Below are 21,129 nucleotides of genomic sequence, written 5' to 3'. Positions count from 1 at the left end.
ATCCTTTAGACAGTCTACTCATGTTTGATGAATATCTTAAAAAACTAACGGAATTGCGACAGCGAAACGTACCTTTTGCAATTGCCACAGTGGTACGGCGCGAAGCCCCCAGTTCGGGTAAGACAGGCGACCACGCACTCATTGAGCAAAACGGAAACCTGTGGGGTTGGATTGGAGGCGGTTGTACCAAAGGCATTATGCTCAAAGAAGCCGGCGAAGCCATACAACAGGGCCAGCCGCGTTTGGTACGCATCAGCCCCAATCCTGACGATATTTCTCCCGAAGGAATCAAAGACTACAAAATGACTTGCCAAAGCGGCGGGTCAGTTGACGTTTATATCGAACCTGTTATGCCAAAACCTCAGCTGATTATCATGGGAAAGACGGCCATTGCACAGGCATTGGCGCAATTAGGCAAAATACTTGATTACAAAGTAACAGTAATGGCAATGAACGCCGACTCTGAGCTTTTTCCAACTGCCGATGAAATTAAAATCACGTTCAATTTAGCCAAAGTACCGCTTACTGCCAAACGATTTGTAGTAGTGGCTACCCAGGGAGAACAAGATGAAATAGCCCTCAAAGCTGCCCTCAAAGAGGAGCATGGCTATGTAGCATTGGTGGCAAGTCGCAAGAAAAAAGAGGCGGTTTTTGACTATCTGCGTCTGTCGGGTATTGCAGATGATGTGCTAGCAAAAGTAAAAACTCCCGCGGGAATAGATATTCAGGCCAAAACCCCGGCCGAAGTAGCAATAAGTATTTTGGCTGAAATCATTCAATACCAACACACACAACCCCTTATTGAACAATTTGAGCCACTGACAGACGACACCGAAAGCAAGTTCTACATCAATCCCGTTTGCGGCATTCCCGTTGATAAAACTGCTCCAAAACATGTCATTAACTACAAAGGACAGAATGTCTATTTCTGTTGCGATGGCTGTAAAATCAAGTTCGAACAAGAGCCTGAAAAATATGTCACTGCATAATCAATTCATTTTCAACATTTTATCAACCACTACAGCACCCGGCTCTCCATGAAATTAACAAGGTAATAGGTCGCTAAAGTCTCGGATTTCATACCTGAATTTTAGGAGTCTATACAGGCAAAATAAGATTAAACGGAGATTATTCGTGGCAAATGATTAATTTCCCGAATGTTTCTAAGAAAATTTGCCTTTTTTGTCTTTTTTAGCTTTTTGGTAATCTCCTGTGTCGAAGTATATGACATTCGATACGATTTCAACACGGAAATTGTAACAATAGATGGATTCGTAACCGACGGACGTGGGCTGACCGTCAATTTACGTACGGCAATATCTTCCGATCGAAATTATTATTCGCAGCCCCTGCGCGATTGTGTCGTTGAATTAAGGGTCGGTGATAGCTCGATGATTCCATTGACCGAGTTTTCAGGCGGCGTTTACATTGCTCCCGATAATTTTCAAGGGCGAGTAGGCCAAACCTACCAACTGCACTTCAAAACACCGAAGGGAAAAGTATATGAATCTGAAAAAGAAAAACTTGCCGGAGCAGGTTCCATTGTTAAGTTATACCACGAATTCAACCAAAACGGCATTCTTGACCGCACAGGTACGAGGGTAGCTTATTCCTCTTTAGATGTCTATGCCGATTTCAGTGACCCCGTCAATGAACGCAACTACTACCTGTGGCGTTGGATGGATTTTGAGGAACAGGGCATTTGCGCTACCTGCGAGGGAGGCAAATTAGACGCCAAAACCTTTCAGTGCGTTCCGGAACGAAACAGCAGAATCACGTATGATTACCGATGCGATAAGCCCTGCTGGGAAATCTATTACAGCAATGAAGTCAATATTTTCTCCGACGTTTATACCAATGGGCGCACAGTCACGGCCCGTGCCGTAGCCAAAATACCTTTTTACGCCACCGGGGCAGGCTTCAGCAATCGCGGAGCGTTGGTAGAGATTCAGCAATATTCCATTTCGCCCGGCGCTTATGAATATTATAAGCTACTGCGTGACCAAGCCCAAAACACGGGCAACCTGACAGATACTCCCCCTGCGGCAATTATCGGCAACATCAAAAATATCAATGATTCTTCCGAAAAAGTAGTAGGCTATTTTGGGGCAGCAGGTGTGTCTAAAAGCCGCCTGTTTATTGACAAAAGACCCTATAATACGGCCTATAAGTTTTTGATGTTGGGCAAAGACCCCAATTTAGAACCCGACCAGCAACCGATGCCTCCGCTTTTTGAATTCCGTCCCCCCATGGCTCCCTGTGTATTAAGCGCCAACAAAACCCCCACTCGTCCCGAAGGTTGGGCGTTGTAACACCGCTTACCGAACCTTCCTTCTCAACCCTTTCATCACTTTTTAATCATTAGCTTCTCTGTCTTTTGGCCTTTTATAAAAATGAAGAAACGTTTATTTCCTGCCCTGCTTATTTATCTGCAACTTTTTTGTTTGTACTCCTGCGTAGAAACCTACGATGTCACTTACAGTTTGGACGCCAATCTGCTTACGGTGGAAGGTTTTGTATCTGACCAAAACGGAGCCACTGTCAGCATCAGTATATCGCGCAATGTAGAGCGCAATTATTATTCCCAACCTCTCAAAGGCTGCGTAGCCGAAATTCGTTCGGGAGACGGAAGCGTCGTTGCTTTGCAGGAAGTAAGCGAAGGCATGTACGCGACACCAGCCACTTTTCAGGGGAAAGTAGGACAAACCTATCAATTACATTTTCGGACACCCGATGGCAAAACCTACGAATCGTCCAAAGAGCAATTGGGAACCGTGCCCGCCATCAAGAAAATATACCAACAATTTGACCCAAAGGGAGTCCTTGATAAAACAGGCAAGATAGTGGTGGGCTCTACAGTAGATGTGTATTTGGATTTTGATGATCCGAAAGATACCAAAAACTACTATTTATGGCGTTGGAAACGCTACGAAGAGCAAAATGTATGCATTACTTGTGACGGAGGAACGCTAAATTTCAGCGGAGGCACCTGCGTTAAAATCAACTCGCGCAACCCGCCTACGTACGATTACCAATGCGCCAATCCATGCTGGGATGTTTTTTATAACAATGAGGTAAACCTTCTCGCCGATGATTTTACCAACGGAAAAAGTGTGGAAGGCCGACTGATTGCCAAAGTTCCTTTCCATTCTTACAAAGGAGCCCTTTTGGAAATAGAGCAGGTCGGACTTACAAAAGATGCCTATCTGTATTATAAATTGCTGCGTGACCAAAGCCAAACCACCGGTACCCTTACCGATACGCCCCCCTCTCCCATCATTGGCAACATCCAAAATATCAACGACCCCAACGACAAAGTAATTGGGTATTTTGGCGCTGCCAGCACTCGGGTAGTTAAGTATTGGGTAGAAAGAAATAACTACAAGGACCCTATATTAATACCCCTACTGGGCCGACAGGCCAACTTTGAGCCGATTACTCCGTTCCGTCCGCCGGTGTACCCGTGCGTGTTGAGTAAATTCCGTACCCCCATCAAGCCACAGGGTTGGCAGTAATCTTTTCAAAACTCATTCAATCATTAGCTACTGAATACGCCATGATATTAAAACGTTTACTTCTTTTACTGCTGACCTTTTGTGTGGGAACCGTCTTTGCGCAACAACTGGCAAAAATGCAGGCCATCCATCCTTTTGAACTAAGCGGCAGCATACGGGATTCTTTAACGGGTGAGCCCATTTCGAACGCAGTCATTCGACTCAATTTTGATAAAATCGGTCTCTATACCGACACGTCCGGCACGTTTACAGTCATGTTGACAGAGGCTGATTATGTTTTGATTGTCAGCCGTTTGGGCTATCGTCCCCACCGAGTAAAACTATCCCTTAACCACAACATTCGTTTAGACATCAAGCTCATGAATGTAGCGAAGGAATTGGAAGAAGTGGTGATTTCTACGCAGGCAGTGGATGAAAACGTGACGCGCCCTTTGCTGGGGGTCACGCAGATGAATATCAAGACCATCAAAAAACTGCCTGCCATTATGGGTGAGGTAGACGTATTGCGAAGCCTGCAAATGCTGCCGGGTGTCACTTCCGTGGGAGAGGCTTCCAACGGTGTCAACATTCGCGGCGGCTCGGTAGACCAAAACCTGATTTTATTGGACGACGCGCCCATCTTTAACCCCACCCACTTATTTGGCCTATTCTCCGTATTCCCCCCCGATGCCGTTTCAAGTATGGATCTGTACAAAGGAACTACCCCGGCTCGCTTTGGAGGTCGTGCAGCGGCGGTGTTAGATATTTCGATGGCCAATCCCAGTTTAGAGAAATTTTCGTTGCAGGGAGGCGTTAGCTTTGTAGCCAACCGTCTGACTGCCGAAATCCCACTCGTCAAGAACAAAGTAGGGCTTTTGATAACGGGTCGGGGAGCCTTCAACGATTTTGCGTTTCAGTGGGGTCCTGCCAAGCTGAAAAATATCCGGGCCAGTTTTGGAGATGCCGCCGCCAAGTTGTTTTGGAGAATCAACGAGAAAAATACCTTTTCCCTGTCCAATTATTATAGTACCGATTTCTTCCAAACTGATTTGTTGGGAGGAATCAATAACATCAATTCGGTTTCAACGCAATACGATTACAATACCATCAATTTTACAGCTCGCTGGTTTCACATAATCAATGACCGTCTCAACGTTCAGACTACGGGTGTATTCAGTCAATACCGCCCGCGTATTTTACTCCCCGAACTCAACAGCGACAATAAGGTCACCATCGGCTCGGAAATTTTACAGCGACAGGTCAAAACAAACTTCAATTATATCCCTAACAAACGCCATAAGGTAGAATTCGGGGCCAATATGACCCATTATCAACTACAGCCCGGCACGCTTAATCCCGGCAGTAACCAACGCGTTAATGCTCAATCGGTACCTACCGAAAATGGCATTGAGCTGGCATTACACGCCGAAGACGAGATAACCCTCAATCCCAAAACAACGGTTTCGGTAGGATTACGATACTCTTATTTTATGGCATTGGGACCTGCCGCTGTACGCACGTATATGGCAGGAGCTCCGCTTACGGAGGCAACCGTTATAGATTCTGTTTTTTATGGAAGTGGCAAAGCCACCAAAAGCTACGGCGGTTTTGAACCTCGTCTAGGATTGCGCTACACGTTGAATGAGCAAAGCTCCATCAAATTTGGCTACAATCTCATGCGTCAGTACCTTCAGGTAGTTTCCAATACCACCACTCCCCTGCCTACTTCCCGCTGGAAAATGAGCGACTCGCACATTCGCCCGCAGGTCAGTCAATTATTTACAGTGGGGTATTTCAAAAACTTAAAAAGCAACATTTATGAGTTTTCGCTTGAGGCTTACTATCGCATAACTGAAAACATCTTAGATTTCAAACCCGGTGCTGATTTTTTGTTGCAGAACTACATCGAAACCCAAGTTTTACAGGGAAAAAGCAAAGCGTATGGTGTCGAAATGATGGCGACCAAAAAGAGAGGCGAAGTGACGGGTTGGGTCAATTATACCTATTCACGCGTCTTGAACCAAGTCAATCAGGGAACACAATTTACGGAGCGCATCAACGACGGCAAATGGTATCCATCCAATTTTGACCGCCCACACAGCGTCAATATGTCGCTCAATTTCGCCGAAAATAAATACCACAGTCTTTCTCTGACGTTCACCTACGGCACCGGTCGCCCGTATACCATTCCTAACGGTTTTGTGAGTTTTCAGGGAAAAGCGTATCCGTACTACGCCGAGCGAAATCAGGGGCGCATCAAAGACTACCATCGCCTCGATTTTTCGTGGCAAATCAACAACCCTTCGCTCAAAGACAAACGGTGGGTAGGGAGCTGGATTTTTACCGTTTATAACCTGTACGGGCGTAAAAACCAATATTCTGTATTTTTGAAAACCCAAGGAACTGCCTACACTACCTATCAACTTCAAATCTTCGCCTCCCCTATCGTTTCATTGGCGTACAATTTCAAGTTTATGTGATGGTTTAGAAGTGAGATCGGGGCCGCCCGTGCGGTCAGAATGCAGGAGGCAGAATACTGGTTTAATTAACTTAATCGTAGATAGTGATTCCTATGATTGGTTTTTCTGAAAATATAGTACTAAAGATGAATTTAGGTTGACGTGCTCTTTATATTATGAGTCTATAAAACAGCCCTATTCGTCATTCGTTCATTCGTAATTCATCATTCGTAATTCATTTAAACAAATGCCCTTTAATTATACCCTCCAAGAAGGCGTAGCCATTATCAGTTGGAACCTGACGAGCTCGCCTATGAATGTTTTAAACGATGAATCAGTCCCTGCTTTTGGGGAAGCCTTGGAAAAAGCCTACAACGACCCTGAGGTCAAAGGCATCATCATCACGTCCTCTAAACCCGAATTTGTAGCGGGTGCCGACTTGAAAATGATTTTGAGAAATCAAGGTGGTGACCCCGCTGAAATGCTGAAAATATCGGTAGGACTCAATCAGCTTTTTCGTAAGATCGAAACCAATGGCAAGCCCGTTGTGGCCGCTATCAACGGCACAGCCTTGGGTGGCGGTTTGGAGATTTGTCTGGCGTGTCATTATCGGGTAGCTCTTGATAATCCAAAAACCAAATTGGGGCTTCCGGAAGTTAAATTGGGGCTCTTGCCCGGAGCGGGCGGCACACAACGTTTGCCGAGGATGATTGGTATGCAGGCAGCTTTGCCTCTGATTCTGGAAGGAAAAGAACTCTCGCCCAAAGAAGCACTTGGAATGGGAATAGTGGACGCCGTGGCTGCTACTCCGGAAGAAATGATTGAGAAAGCCATGGCTTGGATTTTCGCCAATCCCAAACCCATAAAGCCTTGGGATGAAGTAAATAAGAAAACGGGTAAAATTCAGGCCAAAGACAATTATAAAGTGCCGAATGGTAACGTATTGAGCCCCGTTGGAATGCAGACGTTCACGGCGGGTACGGCCATGATGATGGATAAATCAAAAGGCAATTATCCCGCTACGCAACACATCATGTCGTGCGTTTACGAAGGTTTATTGGTCAACATTGACCACGGAATTGTGATTGAAGCACGACATTTTGTGCAGGTGGCTACTTCCAAAGAAGCGGGCAATCTGATTCGTACGCTATTTTTGGGTCTGAATGAAGCCAACAAAGGGGCAAGTCGTCCAAAAAATATTCCTAAAACAGACGTCAAAAAAGTAGGCGTTTTAGGAGCTGGTATGATGGGCGCTGGCATCGCCTACGTAAGTGCTCTGGCAGGGATTGAAGTAGTGCTCAAAGATGTAAGTACCGAAGCCGCCGAAAAAGGCAAAGACTACGCCCGTTCCATTCTCAGAAAAGTCATGGAACGCGGCAAAATGGATACCCTCAAAGCCGACGGTATTTTGAGTCTTATTAAAACAACCGCCGACGTTACCGACTTGAAAGGCAGTGATTTGATCATTGAAGCCGTTTTTGAAAACCGCGAATTAAAAGCTAAAGTCACCAAGGAAGCAGAACCCATGTTGACCGATAATGCGGAAGGCCGTCTGGGCGTATTTGGCTCTAATACGTCCACACTTCCGATAACGGGTTTGGCCAAAGCATCGGCAAGGCCCGAAAATTTTATCGGCATTCACTTCTTTTCACCCGTTGACAAAATGATGTTGGTGGAACTCATTGTAGGTAAAGAAACCTCTGATTATGCCATCGCGGTGGCGGTAGATTACACCCGCAAAATCAGAAAAACGCCGATTGTGGTCAACGACTCACGTGGTTTTTACACGTCGCGCTGCTTTGGAACCTATACTTCCGAAGGAATGGAACTATTGAAAGACGGCGTAAATCCTATTTTAATTGAAAACGCTGGCAAGCTGGCCGGAATGCCCGTTGGGCCTTTGGCCGTTACCGATGAGGTGGCTTTGGATTTAGTGTATAAAATCTCTGGACAGGCCGTAAAAGACGGTGTATTGTCTGATACGGATACGAGTTATCAAATAGGAAAGCAATTTACCGAAATGGGACGCTTGGGCAAAAAAGCCAAAGCAGGATTTTATGACTATCCCAAACCGGGCCAAAAGCATCTTTCGGCAGGTTTATCTGAACTCTTTCCAATAGCTAAGGAACAACCGAATTTGGAAGAAGTGAAAACCCGTTTGCTCTACCGCCAAGCCTTGGAAACGGTTCGTTGCTACGAAGAAGGCGTCATTCGCACCAAGTTAGACGCTGATTTGGGTTCTATTTTGGCGTGGGGCTTTCCCCCTTACACGGGCGGTACGTTGTCGTTTGTGGATTTTGTGGGAATCGAAAAGTTTGTCACTGAATGTGACCGATTGGCAGATACCTACGGCGAACGTTTTCGACCTACGCAAAAGCTTCGCGAAACGGCTGCTCTAAAATAAACCACGGAGGCACAGAGAAAAAACGCCCTTCCTCTGTGCCTCCATTTTTAAAAAATCACTTGTTTAGAAAATCCAAAATATAATTATTAATTTCCTTTCGTTGCTCTGCATTGGCGTGGTCGTCCATGTCGTTATGAATCGTATTCACCAATTTGATGATTCTCATTTTATACTTCTGCTGTTCTTCTAACGTTGGCAAAACACCCTCATCAGCCACTTGGTCACTAGAACGAAGTGAGAAAATTTTAGGCTGTTGAGTCCTTGGAAAAGACATTCGGCGATTATCCAGCGAAATGACTTTGTCCACCTTATCAGGATATGTATGCGCAAAAAGCATTGACATATCTCCCCCGTTGGAATGCCCGATGAGTGTCAGGTGTTTATAATCGAACGTTGGTTTTCTTCTTTTCAATTCTTCAATAACAAAAAGGATATTCTGCACGCCTCGCTCCCAATTGGGCCGCCGTACTTCCTGCGGTTTTCCTGTCATCGGCAAAAGTTCATCAGTAGGTAATTCATGCTGAATGCTCGCGACAAAATACCCTTGAGAGGCCAAAAATTCGGTCAAATACGTATAGGCTTTATTGTCTCCGCCCCTGTTCCCGCCATAGCCGTGACTTAGAACAACCACTTGTTGTTTTGGCAAATTTTTCTTGGTATCAGGCAAATACAAAGCCACGGGGACAGAGCGATTTCTTGCTTTATCCAACAAATCCAAACTGTCAACTTTCACCGAAAAAGCAGTCTTTAGAGCCTGATTTTGCGATGATTTACCTATTTTTTTAGGGGTCGAACAACCCGAAAACAGCAGTATACAAATAACTATTGTGGATTTCATTGGATGAATAAACGAAAAAGGAGTCTTGCGTCGGTTTTGCCAACAAGGTAATGAAAACATAAAAAAGTTGCTAAAAAATTGTCTTTAATAATAATTGTCTTTAAAATTGTAAGCATAATAATAATTAGCAAAACAACTAATTATATTAACTTCATCAAAAACCAACCATGGAAACTTTAGTAGCTGATTTTGAACCCGTTTTAACCACCGACACTGACTTTTTACCACTCAACGGGACGGACTACATCGAACTGTACGTAGGTAATTCTAAACAAGCGGCCCATTACTTTCAAACTGCTTTTGGCTTTCAACCGTTGGCGTATGCAGGTCTTGAAACTGGCTTGCGCGACCGCGAATCGTATGTGGTACAGCAAGATAAAATCCGTCTTGTTTTGACTTCTCCCCTTCAGGGCGGCACCGAAATAGGCCGACACATAGACACGCACGGCGATGGCGTCAAAGTGGTAGCTATTTGGGTAGATGATGCAACTTATTCGTATGAGGAAACCGTTCGTCGGGGTGCAAAACCGTTTGTTGAACCTGTTGTTGAAGAAGATACTTTCGGGAAAGTCATTCGTTCGGGGATTCATACTTATGGTGACACGGTTCATGTTTTTGTAGAGCGAAGTGCATATGATGGTGTATTTCTTCCCGGCTATAAACCGTGGAATCCCGCCTATCGTCCGTCAGACATTGGCCTAAAATATGTAGATCACATGGTGGGAAACGTTGGCTGGAATGATATGCTCCCTTGGGTCAATTTTTACGCCAATGTCATGGGATTCAACCAATTGGTTTCGTTTGATGACAAAGACATTTCAACCGATTATACGGCCTTGATGAGCAAGGTAATGAGCAATGGCAACGGTCGAATCAAGTTTCCCATCAACGAACCTGCCGAAGGCAAGAAAAAATCGCAGGTAGAAGAATACCTTGATTTTTACGGCGGAGCGGGAATTCAGCACATCGCAGTAGCCACCGACCACATCATCGAAACCGTGATGGCTTTGCAAAGTCGTGGAGTAGAGTTTTTGCGAGTACCCAATGCGTATTACGACGACCTGCTCAGTCGCGTAGGTCACATTGATGAAGATTTAGTTCCGTTGCGCGAATTGGGTATCTTGGTTGACCGCGACGACGAAGGCTATTTGCTCCAAATTTTCACAAAACCCATTATGCCACGTCCTACCTTGTTTTTTGAAATCATACAGCGCAAAGGAGCTAAATCATTTGGCAAAGGAAATTTCAAAGCACTTTTTGAAGCCATCGAACGCGAGCAGGAAGTGCGGGGAACATTGTAGAAATTCAGTTAATTGTTAACGGTTAACCGTTACTCGAAAAACAGTAATGAAGGATACTCAGATACGGATTAACAGGTATACGGATAACAATTAACGGATACACGGATAACAATTAACAGATTACCAATAAGTACCATGAAACAACCCTATCAAACATACACCGCTACTGACCGAGATGTGTGGCGAATGTTATACGAGGGGCAGATGAAGCAGCTGCCTGCGATTGCGAGCGTAGCCTATTTGGAAGGAATTGAAAAAGTAGGTTTTGTAGCTGACCATATTCCTGATTTTGCGACGGAGACGAATCCACGCCTTCGCGCTTTAACGGGTTGGGAAGTGAAAGTGGTCCCAGGGCTGATTCCGCAAAAAGAGTTTTTTGAACTACTTTCCCATCGCCAATTTCCTGCTTCAACGTGGTTACGAAAATCGAACCAATTGGATTATCTGGAAGAGCCTGATATGTTTCATGATACCTTCGGGCACGTACCTCTACTGACCAATCAAGCTTTTTGTGATTTTATGGGCGATTTGAGCCAAGTGGCGTTGCAGTGGTTGCATGTGCCGGAGGCCATTGCTCAAATCGGGCGGTTGTATTGGTACACGGTCGAGTTTGGATTGATTCAGGAAGAGGGTCATCTTAAAATTTACGGAGGTGGAATTCTATCGTCAGCGGGAGAGAGCGAGTATTGTTTACGTGATGCAATTCCCAAGATTTCGTTCGATGTACGGACGTTATTAAACGCTCCTTACCACATTGACCGCTACCAAGACCATTATTTTATCATAAATTCTTACGAGCAACTCTATCGCTCCACGCCTGATATTGAGGAGATTCTGTCCGAAACTTATTTAGTTGCAAGATAAAATGTGAAGATTTTTGGAAAAATATTTGTTTAAAACTGCACTGAATCCCTATATTTGCGGCTCAATAAACGAAACGACATCAAAATCGTTCGTTCAGTTATCAGCCTTTCGGAGAGATGGGTGAGTGGCTGAAACCAGCAGTTTGCTAAACTGCCGTACTCGCAAGGGTACCGAGGGTTCGAATCCCTCTCCCTCCGCTTGCTTGTTTATAGCAAGAATCGGGATGTAGCGTAGTCCGGTCATCGCGCCTGGTTTGGGACCAGGAGGTCGCAAGTTCGAATCTTGCCATCCCGACAAAAAAGCCTTCCGAATGGAAGGCTTTTTTTTTCCTGCCCGGCTATTTTATATTTAAAAAATTCACGCGCATCTCACCAAACTACGAAACAAGAACTAAGAAAAAATATATTTTCACTACCTTGCTCCGCCAAAAGAAAAAGCCTGCTGACAAAAAGCCTTTTTACAATCAGTTACTTTTCTCATTTGCATTATTTATCAGTCTCTTATGTTCTCATTCTTCAAGAAAAAGCCTAAAATATCTGTTTTTGAAACTCTCGGAACGGACATGCACTCTCACCTGATTCCGGGAATTGATGATGGCAGTCCTGATATGGAAACATCTTTGGCTTTTCTAACAACATTGCAGGAACTGGGCTATCAAAAGGTCATTACAACTCCTCATATTTTATCCGGACTGTATAATAACACAAGTGCCATTATCAAAGAAGGGTTACAAAAGCTGCAATCCAGCGCTGCACAGCAAGGATTGACCATTCAGATTGAAGCCGCCTCTGAATATTTTATAGATACTCATTTTGAATCCTTACTCCAAAACGATGACCTTTTAAGCTTTGGACCCTCCAAATTTGTACTAATTGAAATGTCGTTTGTGGCTCCAAGCCCACAGTTGAAAAAAGTAATTTTCCAACTGCAAACCAAAGGATACCAACCTATTCTGGCCCATCCGAAACGTTACAATTACTGGCATCATTCACCGGCTGTTTTTTCACACTTGAAAGAATTGGGCTGTTATTTTCAGGTGAACTTACCGTCATTGGTTGGCTACTACGGCGCTCCTACTAAAAAATTAGCTTTAAATTTCATCAAATCAGGTTGGGTGGAATTCTTTGGAACAGACCTTCATCATGACCGTCATTTGGAGCTTCTGAAAAAGCACCAATTCGATTCCGACCTTACCGAACTCCTCCAAAAATATCCAGTCAGAAATCTCCAACTTTGATTACTTCGTTTGGTTTTCAAGCAACCAAACTCCAGTCATTTTTTCGGGTGTAGGATTATTGTAGGGTGGGCGTTCCAGATAGCCGAGCATCAAATCGATATCCCCGTCTTGGTCATAATCAGCTTTTTCGAGTAACATCCACTTTCCCTGTCCGGGATTGGAGAATGTCTGAGGTTTAAAATTCATCTTGCCCTGATTTTCAAAATAGACAAATCCTTCCTGTGCTTTGGAAGGAAAATAAGAAATAGCCGCAATGTCCAAATCTCCGTCTTTATCAAAATCTACAGCCAACGCTTTAGATGCTCCATGGAGCGGAAAAAACCATTTTTGTTCAAAGTGATTTTTCCCGTCGTTTATAAAAATTCGAACGCCATGATAAGGCTTCAAAATCATTGAATAGTCGGCATTGTCACCGTTGGTATAGAGAATATCAATAAAACCGTCCCCGTTAAAATCCACTAAATCGGCGTAACTGGAACCATAGACCGGCGGAAAACGCAGCAACATTTGCTTTTCAAACTTCCCCCCTCCCCGATTGTAAAATACCGTCAACTGTTCGTCGCCCTGAGCCATCAGAACAAAAAAATCAAGTTTCCCGTCGCGGTTAAAATCATACGGTTGTACCAAACGCGAGCCAGGAACACCTTCGAGTTGGAAGGTTTGATAGGTACGATCTTTTTGTTGTTTCATCCAAGATAATTGACCGATATAATAGCCAAATTCACAAATAATTGCATCTTCCAATCCATCCGCATCCACATCCGTATAAAGCTGATTGACAGGACGACGAAGCTTGTTTGCCATTATTTTAGCATTCCAACTTTTACCGTCCGTTGATTTTTGAAACTTTGTCAATGTCCCCATTGTGCGGTCATTGGGGTCCATAATCCCCATCAGTAAAGCATCAAGGCTGCCATCCGCATTGTGTCTTATATCAGAGGGCGGAGAGCTTACACTGATGGAATCAACGCGATGAAATTGTTTATCAAAAATATGTATTTTACCGTTTCTGGTTCCCACAAAAAATTGCTGGGAAACTGAGTCAAATTTCAGCAGTGAAACAAAAGGGGCAATAGCAGGAACATTTTGTTTGCGTTGGAAACGAGTCAAGGTAGGAGAAATTGGGTATTTATTGGCCGAATCAGGAAGCTGTTCAGGGGCGCTTTGAACGTAGTATTTGACAATTTTATCCCATTGTTCTTTCGTTACGACCGGAGTTTCGGGGAAAATATTGGCTTGGGTAAATGCAACAATTTCTTCAGCAGATAAATCTTGATAAAAACCAATGTTTTGGGGAGTAACGCCCAATCGTAAGGCCATTTTAGGAAGAACACTCTCCTTCCACGTTTTTTTATCCAGCAAATCAGGGCTCGGCATTTGATGGCAACTTCCACAATAGCTTTGTGCTAACGCTTCTTCTTCTGATTTTTGTGAGGTAGTACAGGAAATAAGCAGGGATATAAAAAATCCAACCGCAATAATTTTCGTCATAGAATTGTTTACTTTGTGATTAAATTTGGATTCAGCCCAAAAACTACGCAATGAAATTAAAATCCAAAACTACCTTTTTTTGGCGGCTCCATCAGTTATTTTTTTGTTTCACACTTTTGGTTTACGGGCTTACTTATTTTGCATTTACTGGACATTGGGTTATTGGCTTTTTGATGATGAGTTTACCGGTCTTACTTGTTATACACCTGATTTTGTGCACATTCTGGCTCCTTTTTAAACCCCGAAAAGCAAGTTTATCTGCGTTGGCACTGCTCTTAAGTTTTTCATTTTGGCCCAGAACCTGGCGGATTTCTCCCGAAGATGCTCCACCGCAACAAGGCGAAATTACCGTAATGAGTTATAATCTCATGAGCTTTGATATTTGTCAATATTTGGACGGAATACATCCTAAGAATGCCTTCAATATGATTGATTGGGCTAAAAACACGAAAGCTGACATCAAATGTTTTCAGGAATTTTACAGTTTTGACAATCGTCCTGATTTTAATACACTTCAGCAATTTAAAAAGGCAGGCTACTACACCACAGTTGCGCATCCGGCCATCGCCCGCCACGAAAAACATGCTTTTGGTCTAGCAATTATGTCGAAATACCCGATAGTGAAGCGAGATGAACGAGAATTTCAGGATCAAAATGGGATGCTCTATGCCGACATTAAAATCGGCATAGATACCATTCGAGTCATCAATGTACACTTGCGCTCGCTTATCGTCCGCTTTGGTCGCCTCAAAGAAGCGTACAAGGAAAAGGATTATGACCAAGGTAAGTCGGAAACCCGCAAAGTATACGGAAAACTCAAAAATGGGTTTATCTATCACGCTGAAGAAACCAAATTGCTAACAGAATGGATTGACCAAAGCCCACACCCGGTCTTGTTATGCGGCGATTTTAATGAAACTCCTTATGGATTTGCTTACGGGCAGGTACGTCAACGACTCTCCAACTCTTTTGAAAGTGCCGGAAGCAGTTTTGGGTTTACCTACCAAAATGCTCCCCGTTTTATTCGGATTGACAATCAGTTTTACGATAAAAAAAGTCTGGAAATTTTAAATTTCCAGACCCGAAGAGACGTAAAATATTCCGATCATTATCCGATTATGGGCCGCTATAAACTATTGTAGTACGTAAAAATCTTGGCCATATCCCCGCGTGATTTGAGGCTGAGGTCGTTGGATTTGATAAATTTTTCGACATCATCAGCACGATCGCCCATGGATTCCAGCAATTTTTTCCTTGATGCGCCTATCGGAAATAACGTGTTTCCTTTGACTACGTAAAATTGAATTGATTTGGTAATTTTGGTATCTTTAGTACCTGTCCCCAATGCTTCGTTGTAACTGGGTTTAATGATATTCAGCTTTGCATATTCAACCAACGAAATACGCCCCTGCAGTACTAATTCAACAAATCCCTGTAAGTTATCTTCCGATCTAAATTGCCGTGTACTCATAAAAACCCGTCGTTCGGCTCCTTCAATGGTGAAAAAACGAACCTGATTTCCGCTTACCGCTCTGATTTCCTTCGTGTTGTTGACCTGTACTTCCACTTCATTGCTGTGCAAATCCAGACGAAGAGGCACATTGGCAATACTGTCACCTTCGCGCCCCGGAGGGCCTATTTTTTGAAACAATTTAATACTTCCAGTGTGCCAGGTCGAGTCCAGATAGGGATTGCCGACAACGTTGCCACGGGGTCCTTTAATGCCAAACAAAGTACCATTTCCGTTGGTCGGAATCCGCATTCCACCCAGATTTATCATGTCACGGGTAACATTGGTCAGTTCACTGTTGGAACTTTGTGAAAAGGCGTTTATGGAAACTAACCCGCTAAAAACCAATAAAAGAAACTTTTGATACATTGACTTAGAGAGATTAAGGATTTCAAACTCACGTAAAACTACTCACAAATAGGATTAGTAGACAGACAGATACAGTAATATTTTTATCAAAAACCGCCTACTGATCTTTATCAAGGAAGAAAATGATTCTGCTCATAAGAAAAATGACGAATTATGTCGACTTTGAGAGTACTCAATTAAATCTATTTTCGTCATGGCACACAATGATAAATTCGATTTACAGCGCTTCCATTTTGAACATACCCTCTGGCTCAATGAAGTTATTTTTGTGGGGCAAGAAGTGGACATTTTTGGCCGTTTGCTAAAAACAATGGAAGCTTTTTTGCCGGCTGAAGAAGGAGACGTAAATTTTCAGGAGACCCTGCGACGCTTTGAGCACCAACTGGAGCATTTCAAACGTACTACGAATAATGTAGAAGCGGAAATTCAGGAACAGGAAGTGGTGATGGCTACGGCGCTCCGTGAAAACACGGCGGTTTTCAACGAAGATATTCGGGAAACACAGGCGTATCTGCGCGAAAAAATGAAATTTTTCCACGACAATTACCGAAAGCTTAAAACCGAATTTAAGCTATTCATCGGGAAAGACTTGGAAAGTCATTTTGATTTAACCCCAAAGATTGATAGGGCAGATTAGTGATAAAACTTGATTTATTTAGGAGGTCTGCGTAAGTTGTCGCCGGAAAAACTTTTTCTGATGCGACAACTTATTTTTTTTGTGTGTTTAGGAATGATTTCTTTAGCCAAAGCGCAAAATCAACCTCTTTCATCCACCTTGGATGCCTACATTTCTCAACTTCCTGCGGGCACTCAGGTCAATCTGCAAGTAGAGTCATTGGAAGGAAAAATCTACGTGAGTCGTGGGGCCAAGGAGTCTGTACCGGCGGCAAGTGTCATTAAAATTTCGATTTTAACGGAATTGATGGAGCAAGTGAAAATCAACAAAATTCACTTGGAGGACACCCATATCCTGCTCGCCACCGACAAAACGGGGGGCGCGGGCATCATTGCTACATATGCTGACGGCACAAAGTTGACCATCAATGAATTGGCTCGCCTGATGATGGTAAAAAGCGACAATACGGCTACCAATATTATCATCCAGAAAGTAGGACGTGAAGCGGTCAATGAGCGAATGAAAAAATTAAATCTGCCAGGTCTTCAGCTCAACCGAATCATGATGGACACGGTCGCCGTTGCGCGCGGCATTAACAACTTCGTTACCTCACAGGAAATCAATGCCCTGTTGCGTCTTATTTACCAAAACAAAGTAGCAACGCCCGATTTGTGTGAACGTATCAAAACGTTTTTACTGCAAAATGAAGATGTGAGCACGTTACCTCACTTTCTTCCTAAAAACGTAAAAATTGCCCATAAAACCGGCGAACTCACCTACGTGCGCGGTGACGCCGGCATCATCTTTACGTCCAAGCCCTTTGTGATTTCGGTGTTTGTACGCGGTATTTCTACCCCACAAGCCGAAGAAATCATCGGAAAAATAGGCGAGATTTGCTATCAATTTTTCAACAAAACCACGAAACCCTAATGAACCCCATCCTTGATTTTCTTTCAACGATCCCTTGGTGGACATGGCTCGCGCTTTTTCTTATTTCGGTAGCTGTTTTTGATATTTCACAAAAAAAGCACACCATCAAACATAACTTCCCAATAGTGGGAAGATTGCGTTATTGGATTGAGACCGTCGGGCCAGAATTTCGGCAGTACATTGTCGCCAATAACCGCGAAGAACTCCCTTTCAATCGTCGACATCGTTCGTGGATTTACGCCTCTTCCAAACGAGAGAACAATTTTCAGGGATTTGGAACTGACCAAGACATCAATAGTGCCGGCTATATTTTCATCAAACCTGCCCTGTTGACCAAACGACTGCCCAAAGACCATGTCTACCGCGAGAACCCCTACGTTTTGCCTTCAGCCAAAGTGATTGGGCTGAGTCACAATCGTCGTAAGCCTTATCGTCCCAAGCAAGTTATTAATATCTCGGGCATGAGTTTTGGGTCGTTGTCGGGAGCCGCCGTAGAAGCACTCAACAAAGGTGCGGCCAAGTTTGGCTGTTACCACAATACGGGCGAAGGAGGGTTTTCACCTTATCATAACATGGGTGGCGATGTTGTTTTAAATATCGGTACTGCTTACTTCGGAATCCGCGATGATGACGGCAATTTCATCATGCAAAAATTGGTCAATCTCACCCAACGCAACCCTGCGATTCGGATGTTGGAGTTGAAACTTTCGCAAGGGGCAAAACCCGGCAAAGGCGGGGTATTGCCTGCGTCAAAAATCACCAAAGAGATTTCGGACATTCGGCACGTTCCCATCGGAAAAGACGTCATTTCGCCTGCGGCCCACAGCGCTTTTTCCAATATTCCGGAAATGGTCGATTTTATCGAGGCTATGGCAGAGGCAACGGGGTTGCCGGTAGGTATCAAAGCCGCCGTCGGAAAACTGGATATGTGGATAGAACTGGCAAGGTTGATGGTCAAGACAGGCAAAGGGCCCGACTTTATCACCATTGACGGAGGTGAAGGCGGTACGGGAGCAGCGCCACCTTCATTTGCCGACCACGTGTCTATGCCGTGGGTGTACGGCTTTTCGAGCGTTTATAAAATCTTTAAAGAATACGGCCTTACCGAACGCGTCACGTTTATCGGTTCGGGAAAATTGGGTCTTCCAGCACAAGCCATCATGGCTTTTTCAATGGGGGTGGATATCATCAACGTAGCCCGCGAAGCCATGATGTCTATTGGGTGTATTCAAGCACAGGTATGCCATACCAATCGCTGCCCAACGGGCGTGGCTACCCAAAACAAATGGCTGCAATCTGGCCTTGACCCGGCCCTCAAAAGCGAACGTTTTTACAATTACGGTAAAACATTAACCAAAGAAATTCTTGAAATCTCGATTGCCTGCGGACACGAACATCCCTGTCAATTCAGCATGGAGGATGTGGAAGTAGCCATGGGGGACAACAACCATACTCGTGACCTTGCGGTAACTTACGGATACGTAAAAGTCCCCGTTCCTTACGACGGAATAGATAAGTTGGTGAACTGTAAATATTTGGGAGGAAATCTAACAACAACCGTTCAGGAAAGTCATTAGTGATTTGTAATAAACTATGCCTCAGGAAAAACTGTACCAGATTGCTTTACACCTGACGAACGGTCTTGGAAGTGTATTGATTCGACATTTAATTGCTCATTTTGGCTCGGCAAAAAGTATTTTTGATGCCAATCTTAAAACCCTTACCCGAGTACCGGGCGTAGGCGAAGCGACTGCACGGGTTATTTTACAAAAAGAAGGGCTGAAAGAAGCGGAAATAGAACTTAAAAAGCTCGAAAATACGGATGTAAAGCTGTTCTTTTATACCGATGCCGAATACCCTCAACGTCTCAAATCGCTCTACGATGCCCCCGTTTTATTGTACGGAAAAGGGAATCTATCTTTCAATCAGGGACGTTTTGTGGGGGTGGTAGGGACACGAAAATCGACCGATTACGGCAAAAACGTCACGGAGCAAATTGTAGAAGGATTAGCGGGGAAAGATACCACCATCGTGAGCGGTTTGGCATACGGTATTGATATTGCTGCACACCGTGCCTGCCTCAAGCAACACGTACCGACGATAGGTGTGATGGCTACCGGAGCCGATGTAATTTACCCCGCCACCCACGCCAAAACTTCCCAAGAAATGCAGGCTAACGGCGGTATTCTGACGGAATATTCATTGGGAACTAAGCCTGATTTTATGCGCTTCCCCGCCCGAAATCGAATCATTGCGGGGCTTTCAGATGCTATTATTGTGGTAGAGGCCGCTGAAAAAGGAGGTGCGCTCATCACCGCCGAGTTTGCCAACAACTACAATCGGGATGTATTTGCCGTCCCCGGCAACCTATCCAGTTCGTACTCTACGGGCTGCAATAAACTCATTCGTTCGCACAAAGCCCAGATTTTCACGGGAGTGGACGACTTGCTGGAATCGTTGAGTTGGCTGCCCGAGCATTCCAAAAACAGTGTGCAATCAGCAGCTCTCCCCGAACATTTTACGCAGGAGGAAAGCCAAATTGTCTCTCTACTTCGTCAAAAAGGCGAGATGAATATTGATGACCTGACGTGGGAAAGTAAAATTATGGCAGGAAAGTTGGCTACTTTATTGCTTAACCTTGAACTACAGGGCTACGTGCGGGTACTGCCCGGCAAGCGATTTGCGTTGGCCTAAACTGGCCCAATGGTAAATTACGGGGCCTGCAACGGCAGAGGCCACCCGTGCGGGCCTTTGCCTGAGTGGTGATTAACTTATTGATTGAAGACAAGTTATAAATTTATTTAATCTATACTAACTTTGCTCGTTACGACTCAGGTTCTGAGTCAAATTAGTTAAAATGGAAAAAAACGTTTAGCATTGCCCATTGACAGATAAAGAATACATACTGCAACTTGAATCAGCTATGGCTGCTCAAAACCAACAAATTAAAATATTGGAGGAAAAAGTATTATTATTACTCTGCCAACTTCAAAGCCAGTCTATCAAGAAAGACTCTCATAATTCGTCATTACCTCCATCAAGCGATATAGTTTCTAAGCCTAAGAATCTTCGTGTTGCCAGCAACCGTAAAAGCGGTGGTCAGCCTGGTCACACAGGTACTACCTTAGAAATGAGTACTACTCCCCATACAATCATAGACTTGAAAAGTGCTTTTTGTTCCAAATGTGGTCAGAACTTAAAAGACTCTATTTTTACCTTAAAAGCCACTCGTCAAGTTGTTGAAATACTGTCCATAAAGCCTGCTTACGAAGAATATCGGCAGTATTCTTGTCAATGTCCACGCTGTCAGAATCTACAAGTTTCCGATTTTCCAGTAAACGCCCCCATTCAGTACGGCAGTAGTGTTGAGTCATTAGTAAGTTACTTTTCAGTCTATCACGGGGCCGCCCGCGCGGTATATACCATTCAAACGACTACAAAATATATTTTCACAAGTGTTCTCTATACCTTTTTCGGAAGGAAGTGTAGGCAATATTTTGGAACGTTCTGCTCAAAAATGCGAGGGTGTTTATCAAATTATTAAACAACAAATCGCTCAAAGTCCAGTAGTCGGTGCTGATGAAACAGGCGCAAAAGTCAATGGCACTAAATGGTG

General features: G+C 44.1%; 18 protein-coding genes, 2 tRNA genes and 1 pseudogene. 17 read left to right on the top strand and 4 right to left on the bottom strand.

The genetic code is table 11. From position 1 onward, the window contains the following. Positions 1-20 precede the first annotated feature (20 nt). The 5 genes from Q0081_RS23850 to Q0081_RS23830 all read left to right on the top strand — a co-directional run bounded on the left by Q0081_RS23850 (position 21) and on the right by Q0081_RS23830 (position 8,357). Complete coding sequence (locus Q0081_RS23850; protein ID WP_298359688.1) at positions 21-989, top strand: XdhC family protein; 969 nt, start codon at positions 21-23, stop codon at positions 987-989. A gap of 168 nt (positions 990-1,157) precedes the next feature. Then, on the top strand, positions 1,158-2,312 hold the full coding sequence (locus Q0081_RS23845) for a DUF4249 domain-containing protein (RefSeq protein ID WP_298359685.1): 1,155 nt from the start codon (positions 1,158-1,160) through the stop codon (positions 2,310-2,312). An 81-nt stretch (positions 2,313-2,393) separates the two neighbouring features. Next, complete coding sequence (locus Q0081_RS23840) at positions 2,394-3,515, top strand: DUF4249 domain-containing protein (RefSeq protein ID WP_298359682.1); 1,122 nt, start codon at positions 2,394-2,396, stop codon at positions 3,513-3,515. Next, entirely contained in the window at positions 3,506-5,974 is a 2,469-nt protein-coding gene (locus tag Q0081_RS23835; RefSeq protein ID WP_298359679.1) for a TonB-dependent receptor, read from the top strand. Before Q0081_RS23840 ends, Q0081_RS23835 begins: the two co-directional genes overlap by 10 nt. Before the next feature lie 226 nt (positions 5,975-6,200). Continuing rightward, positions 6,201-8,357 (top strand): 3-hydroxyacyl-CoA dehydrogenase NAD-binding domain-containing protein, encoded by a 2,157-nt coding sequence (locus tag Q0081_RS23830; RefSeq protein WP_298359676.1) that lies wholly within the window; start codon positions 6,201-6,203, stop codon positions 8,355-8,357. 55 nt (positions 8,358-8,412) lie between these two features. Here the strand turns inward: Q0081_RS23830 and Q0081_RS23825 are convergent, their stop codons facing one another. Beyond that, the gene (locus Q0081_RS23825; RefSeq protein ID WP_298359673.1) at positions 8,413-9,195 is read right to left on the bottom strand and encodes an alpha/beta fold hydrolase; all 783 of its coding nucleotides are present in this window, start codon (positions 9,193-9,195) and stop codon (positions 8,413-8,415) included. 167 nt (positions 9,196-9,362) lie between these two features. Here Q0081_RS23825 and hppD point away from each other — a divergent pair, with 167 nt between their 5' ends. The 5 genes from hppD to Q0081_RS23800 all read left to right on the top strand — a co-directional run bounded on the left by hppD (position 9,363) and on the right by Q0081_RS23800 (position 12,597). Continuing rightward, positions 9,363-10,496: a 4-hydroxyphenylpyruvate dioxygenase gene (gene hppD / locus Q0081_RS23820; RefSeq protein ID WP_298359670.1), complete on the top strand. Its 1,134-nt coding sequence runs from the start codon at positions 9,363-9,365 to the stop codon at positions 10,494-10,496. A 135-nt stretch (positions 10,497-10,631) separates the two neighbouring features. Beyond that, the gene (phhA, locus tag Q0081_RS23815; RefSeq protein ID WP_298359669.1) at positions 10,632-11,360 is read left to right on the top strand and encodes a phenylalanine 4-monooxygenase; all 729 of its coding nucleotides are present in this window, start codon (positions 10,632-10,634) and stop codon (positions 11,358-11,360) included. A 110-nt stretch (positions 11,361-11,470) separates the two neighbouring features. After that, positions 11,471-11,557: transfer RNA gene (locus Q0081_RS23810), tRNA-Ser, on the top strand. Positions 11,558-11,579: 22 nt separating this feature from the next. Beyond that, positions 11,580-11,654 (top strand) — tRNA-Pro (locus Q0081_RS23805). 268 nt (positions 11,655-11,922) lie between these two features. Beyond that, positions 11,923-12,597, top strand: a complete 675-nt coding sequence (locus tag Q0081_RS23800; RefSeq protein WP_298359667.1) for a tyrosine-protein phosphatase — start codon at positions 11,923-11,925, stop codon at positions 12,595-12,597. On the opposite strand, the gene Q0081_RS23795 is transcribed toward Q0081_RS23800, so the two are convergent. Then, the gene (locus tag Q0081_RS23795; RefSeq protein ID WP_298359665.1) at positions 12,598-14,088 is read right to left on the bottom strand and encodes a VCBS repeat-containing protein; all 1,491 of its coding nucleotides are present in this window, start codon (positions 14,086-14,088) and stop codon (positions 12,598-12,600) included. 263 nt (positions 14,089-14,351) lie between these two features. Between Q0081_RS23795 and Q0081_RS23790 the strand changes: the two genes are divergently transcribed. Beyond that, positions 14,352-15,230: an endonuclease/exonuclease/phosphatase family protein gene (locus tag Q0081_RS23790; RefSeq protein WP_298359662.1), complete on the top strand. Its 879-nt coding sequence runs from the start codon at positions 14,352-14,354 to the stop codon at positions 15,228-15,230. Here Q0081_RS23790 and Q0081_RS23785 read toward each other — a convergent pair. Continuing rightward, positions 15,215-15,967: a hypothetical protein gene (locus Q0081_RS23785; protein WP_298359660.1), complete on the bottom strand. Its 753-nt coding sequence runs from the start codon at positions 15,965-15,967 to the stop codon at positions 15,215-15,217. The two genes, Q0081_RS23790 and Q0081_RS23785, sit on opposite strands and share 16 nt — an antisense overlap. Positions 15,968-16,160: 193 nt before the next feature. Here Q0081_RS23785 and Q0081_RS23780 point away from each other — a divergent pair, with 193 nt between their 5' ends. The 5 genes and pseudogenes from Q0081_RS23780 to Q0081_RS31965 all read left to right on the top strand — a co-directional run. Continuing rightward, entirely contained in the window at positions 16,161-16,604 is a 444-nt protein-coding gene (locus Q0081_RS23780; RefSeq protein ID WP_298359657.1) for a hypothetical protein, read from the top strand. Positions 16,605-16,664: 60 nt separating this feature from the next. Beyond that, a complete protein-coding gene (locus Q0081_RS23775; RefSeq protein ID WP_298359655.1) occupies positions 16,665-17,513 on the top strand; it encodes a serine hydrolase in 849 nt (282 codons plus the stop codon). After that, entirely contained in the window at positions 17,513-19,090 is a 1,578-nt protein-coding gene (locus Q0081_RS23770) for an FMN-binding glutamate synthase family protein (protein ID WP_298359652.1), read from the top strand. Before Q0081_RS23775 ends, Q0081_RS23770 begins: the two co-directional genes overlap by 1 nt. A gap of 16 nt (positions 19,091-19,106) precedes the next feature. Then, on the top strand, positions 19,107-20,207 hold the full coding sequence (gene dprA, locus Q0081_RS23765) for a DNA-processing protein DprA (RefSeq protein ID WP_298359649.1): 1,101 nt from the start codon (positions 19,107-19,109) through the stop codon (positions 20,205-20,207). Between the two features lie 229 nt (positions 20,208-20,436). Further along, positions 20,437-20,625 (top strand): annotated as a pseudogene (locus Q0081_RS31965) (DUF6444 domain-containing protein); the annotation flags it as partial. Between the two features lie 100 nt (positions 20,626-20,725). Here the strand turns inward: Q0081_RS31965 and Q0081_RS23760 are convergent. Then, positions 20,726-20,887: a hypothetical protein gene (locus Q0081_RS23760; RefSeq protein WP_298359646.1), complete on the bottom strand. Its 162-nt coding sequence runs from the start codon at positions 20,885-20,887 to the stop codon at positions 20,726-20,728. A 21-nt stretch (positions 20,888-20,908) separates the two neighbouring features. On the opposite strand from Q0081_RS23760, the gene Q0081_RS31960 reads away from it, so the two are divergent. Then, the coding region (locus Q0081_RS31960; RefSeq protein ID WP_409034091.1) for a transposase at positions 20,909-21,129 on the top strand (221 nt) is incomplete at its 3' end.

It is taken from the genome of Runella sp. (assembly GCF_027484545.1).
GTDB lineage: Bacteria > Bacteroidota > Bacteroidia > Cytophagales > Spirosomataceae > Runella.
This window is presented reverse-complemented; position numbering and strand designations above follow the sequence as displayed.

Coding starts and splice junctions, on each gene's coding strand:
- Q0081_RS23770 (WP_298359652.1), top strand. CDS start 17,513: ATGAACCCCATCCTTGATTTTCTTTCAACGATCCCTTGGTGGACATGG.
- hppD (WP_298359670.1), top strand. CDS start 9,363: ATGGAAACTTTAGTAGCTGATTTTGAACCCGTTTTAACCACCGACACT.
- Q0081_RS23845 (WP_298359685.1), top strand. CDS start 1,158: ATGTTTCTAAGAAAATTTGCCTTTTTTGTCTTTTTTAGCTTTTTGGTA.
- Q0081_RS23800 (WP_298359667.1), top strand. CDS start 11,923: ATGCACTCTCACCTGATTCCGGGAATTGATGATGGCAGTCCTGATATG.
- Q0081_RS23850 (WP_298359688.1), top strand. CDS start 21: ATGTTTGATGAATATCTTAAAAAACTAACGGAATTGCGACAGCGAAAC.
- dprA (WP_298359649.1), top strand. CDS start 19,107: ATGCCTCAGGAAAAACTGTACCAGATTGCTTTACACCTGACGAACGGT.
- Q0081_RS23780 (WP_298359657.1), top strand. CDS start 16,161: ATGGCACACAATGATAAATTCGATTTACAGCGCTTCCATTTTGAACAT.
- Q0081_RS23785 (WP_298359660.1), bottom strand. CDS start 15,967: ATGTATCAAAAGTTTCTTTTATTGGTTTTTAGCGGGTTAGTTTCCATA.
- Q0081_RS23830 (WP_298359676.1), top strand. CDS start 6,201: ATGCCCTTTAATTATACCCTCCAAGAAGGCGTAGCCATTATCAGTTGG.
- Q0081_RS23840 (WP_298359682.1), top strand. CDS start 2,394: ATGAAGAAACGTTTATTTCCTGCCCTGCTTATTTATCTGCAACTTTTT.
- Q0081_RS23795 (WP_298359665.1), bottom strand. CDS start 14,088: ATGACGAAAATTATTGCGGTTGGATTTTTTATATCCCTGCTTATTTCC.
- Q0081_RS23825 (WP_298359673.1), bottom strand. CDS start 9,195: ATGAAATCCACAATAGTTATTTGTATACTGCTGTTTTCGGGTTGTTCG.
- phhA (WP_298359669.1), top strand. CDS start 10,632: ATGAAACAACCCTATCAAACATACACCGCTACTGACCGAGATGTGTGG.
- Q0081_RS23775 (WP_298359655.1), top strand. CDS start 16,665: ATGCGACAACTTATTTTTTTTGTGTGTTTAGGAATGATTTCTTTAGCC.
- Q0081_RS23760 (WP_298359646.1), bottom strand. CDS start 20,887: ATGACTCAACACTACTGCCGTACTGAATGGGGGCGTTTACTGGAAAAT.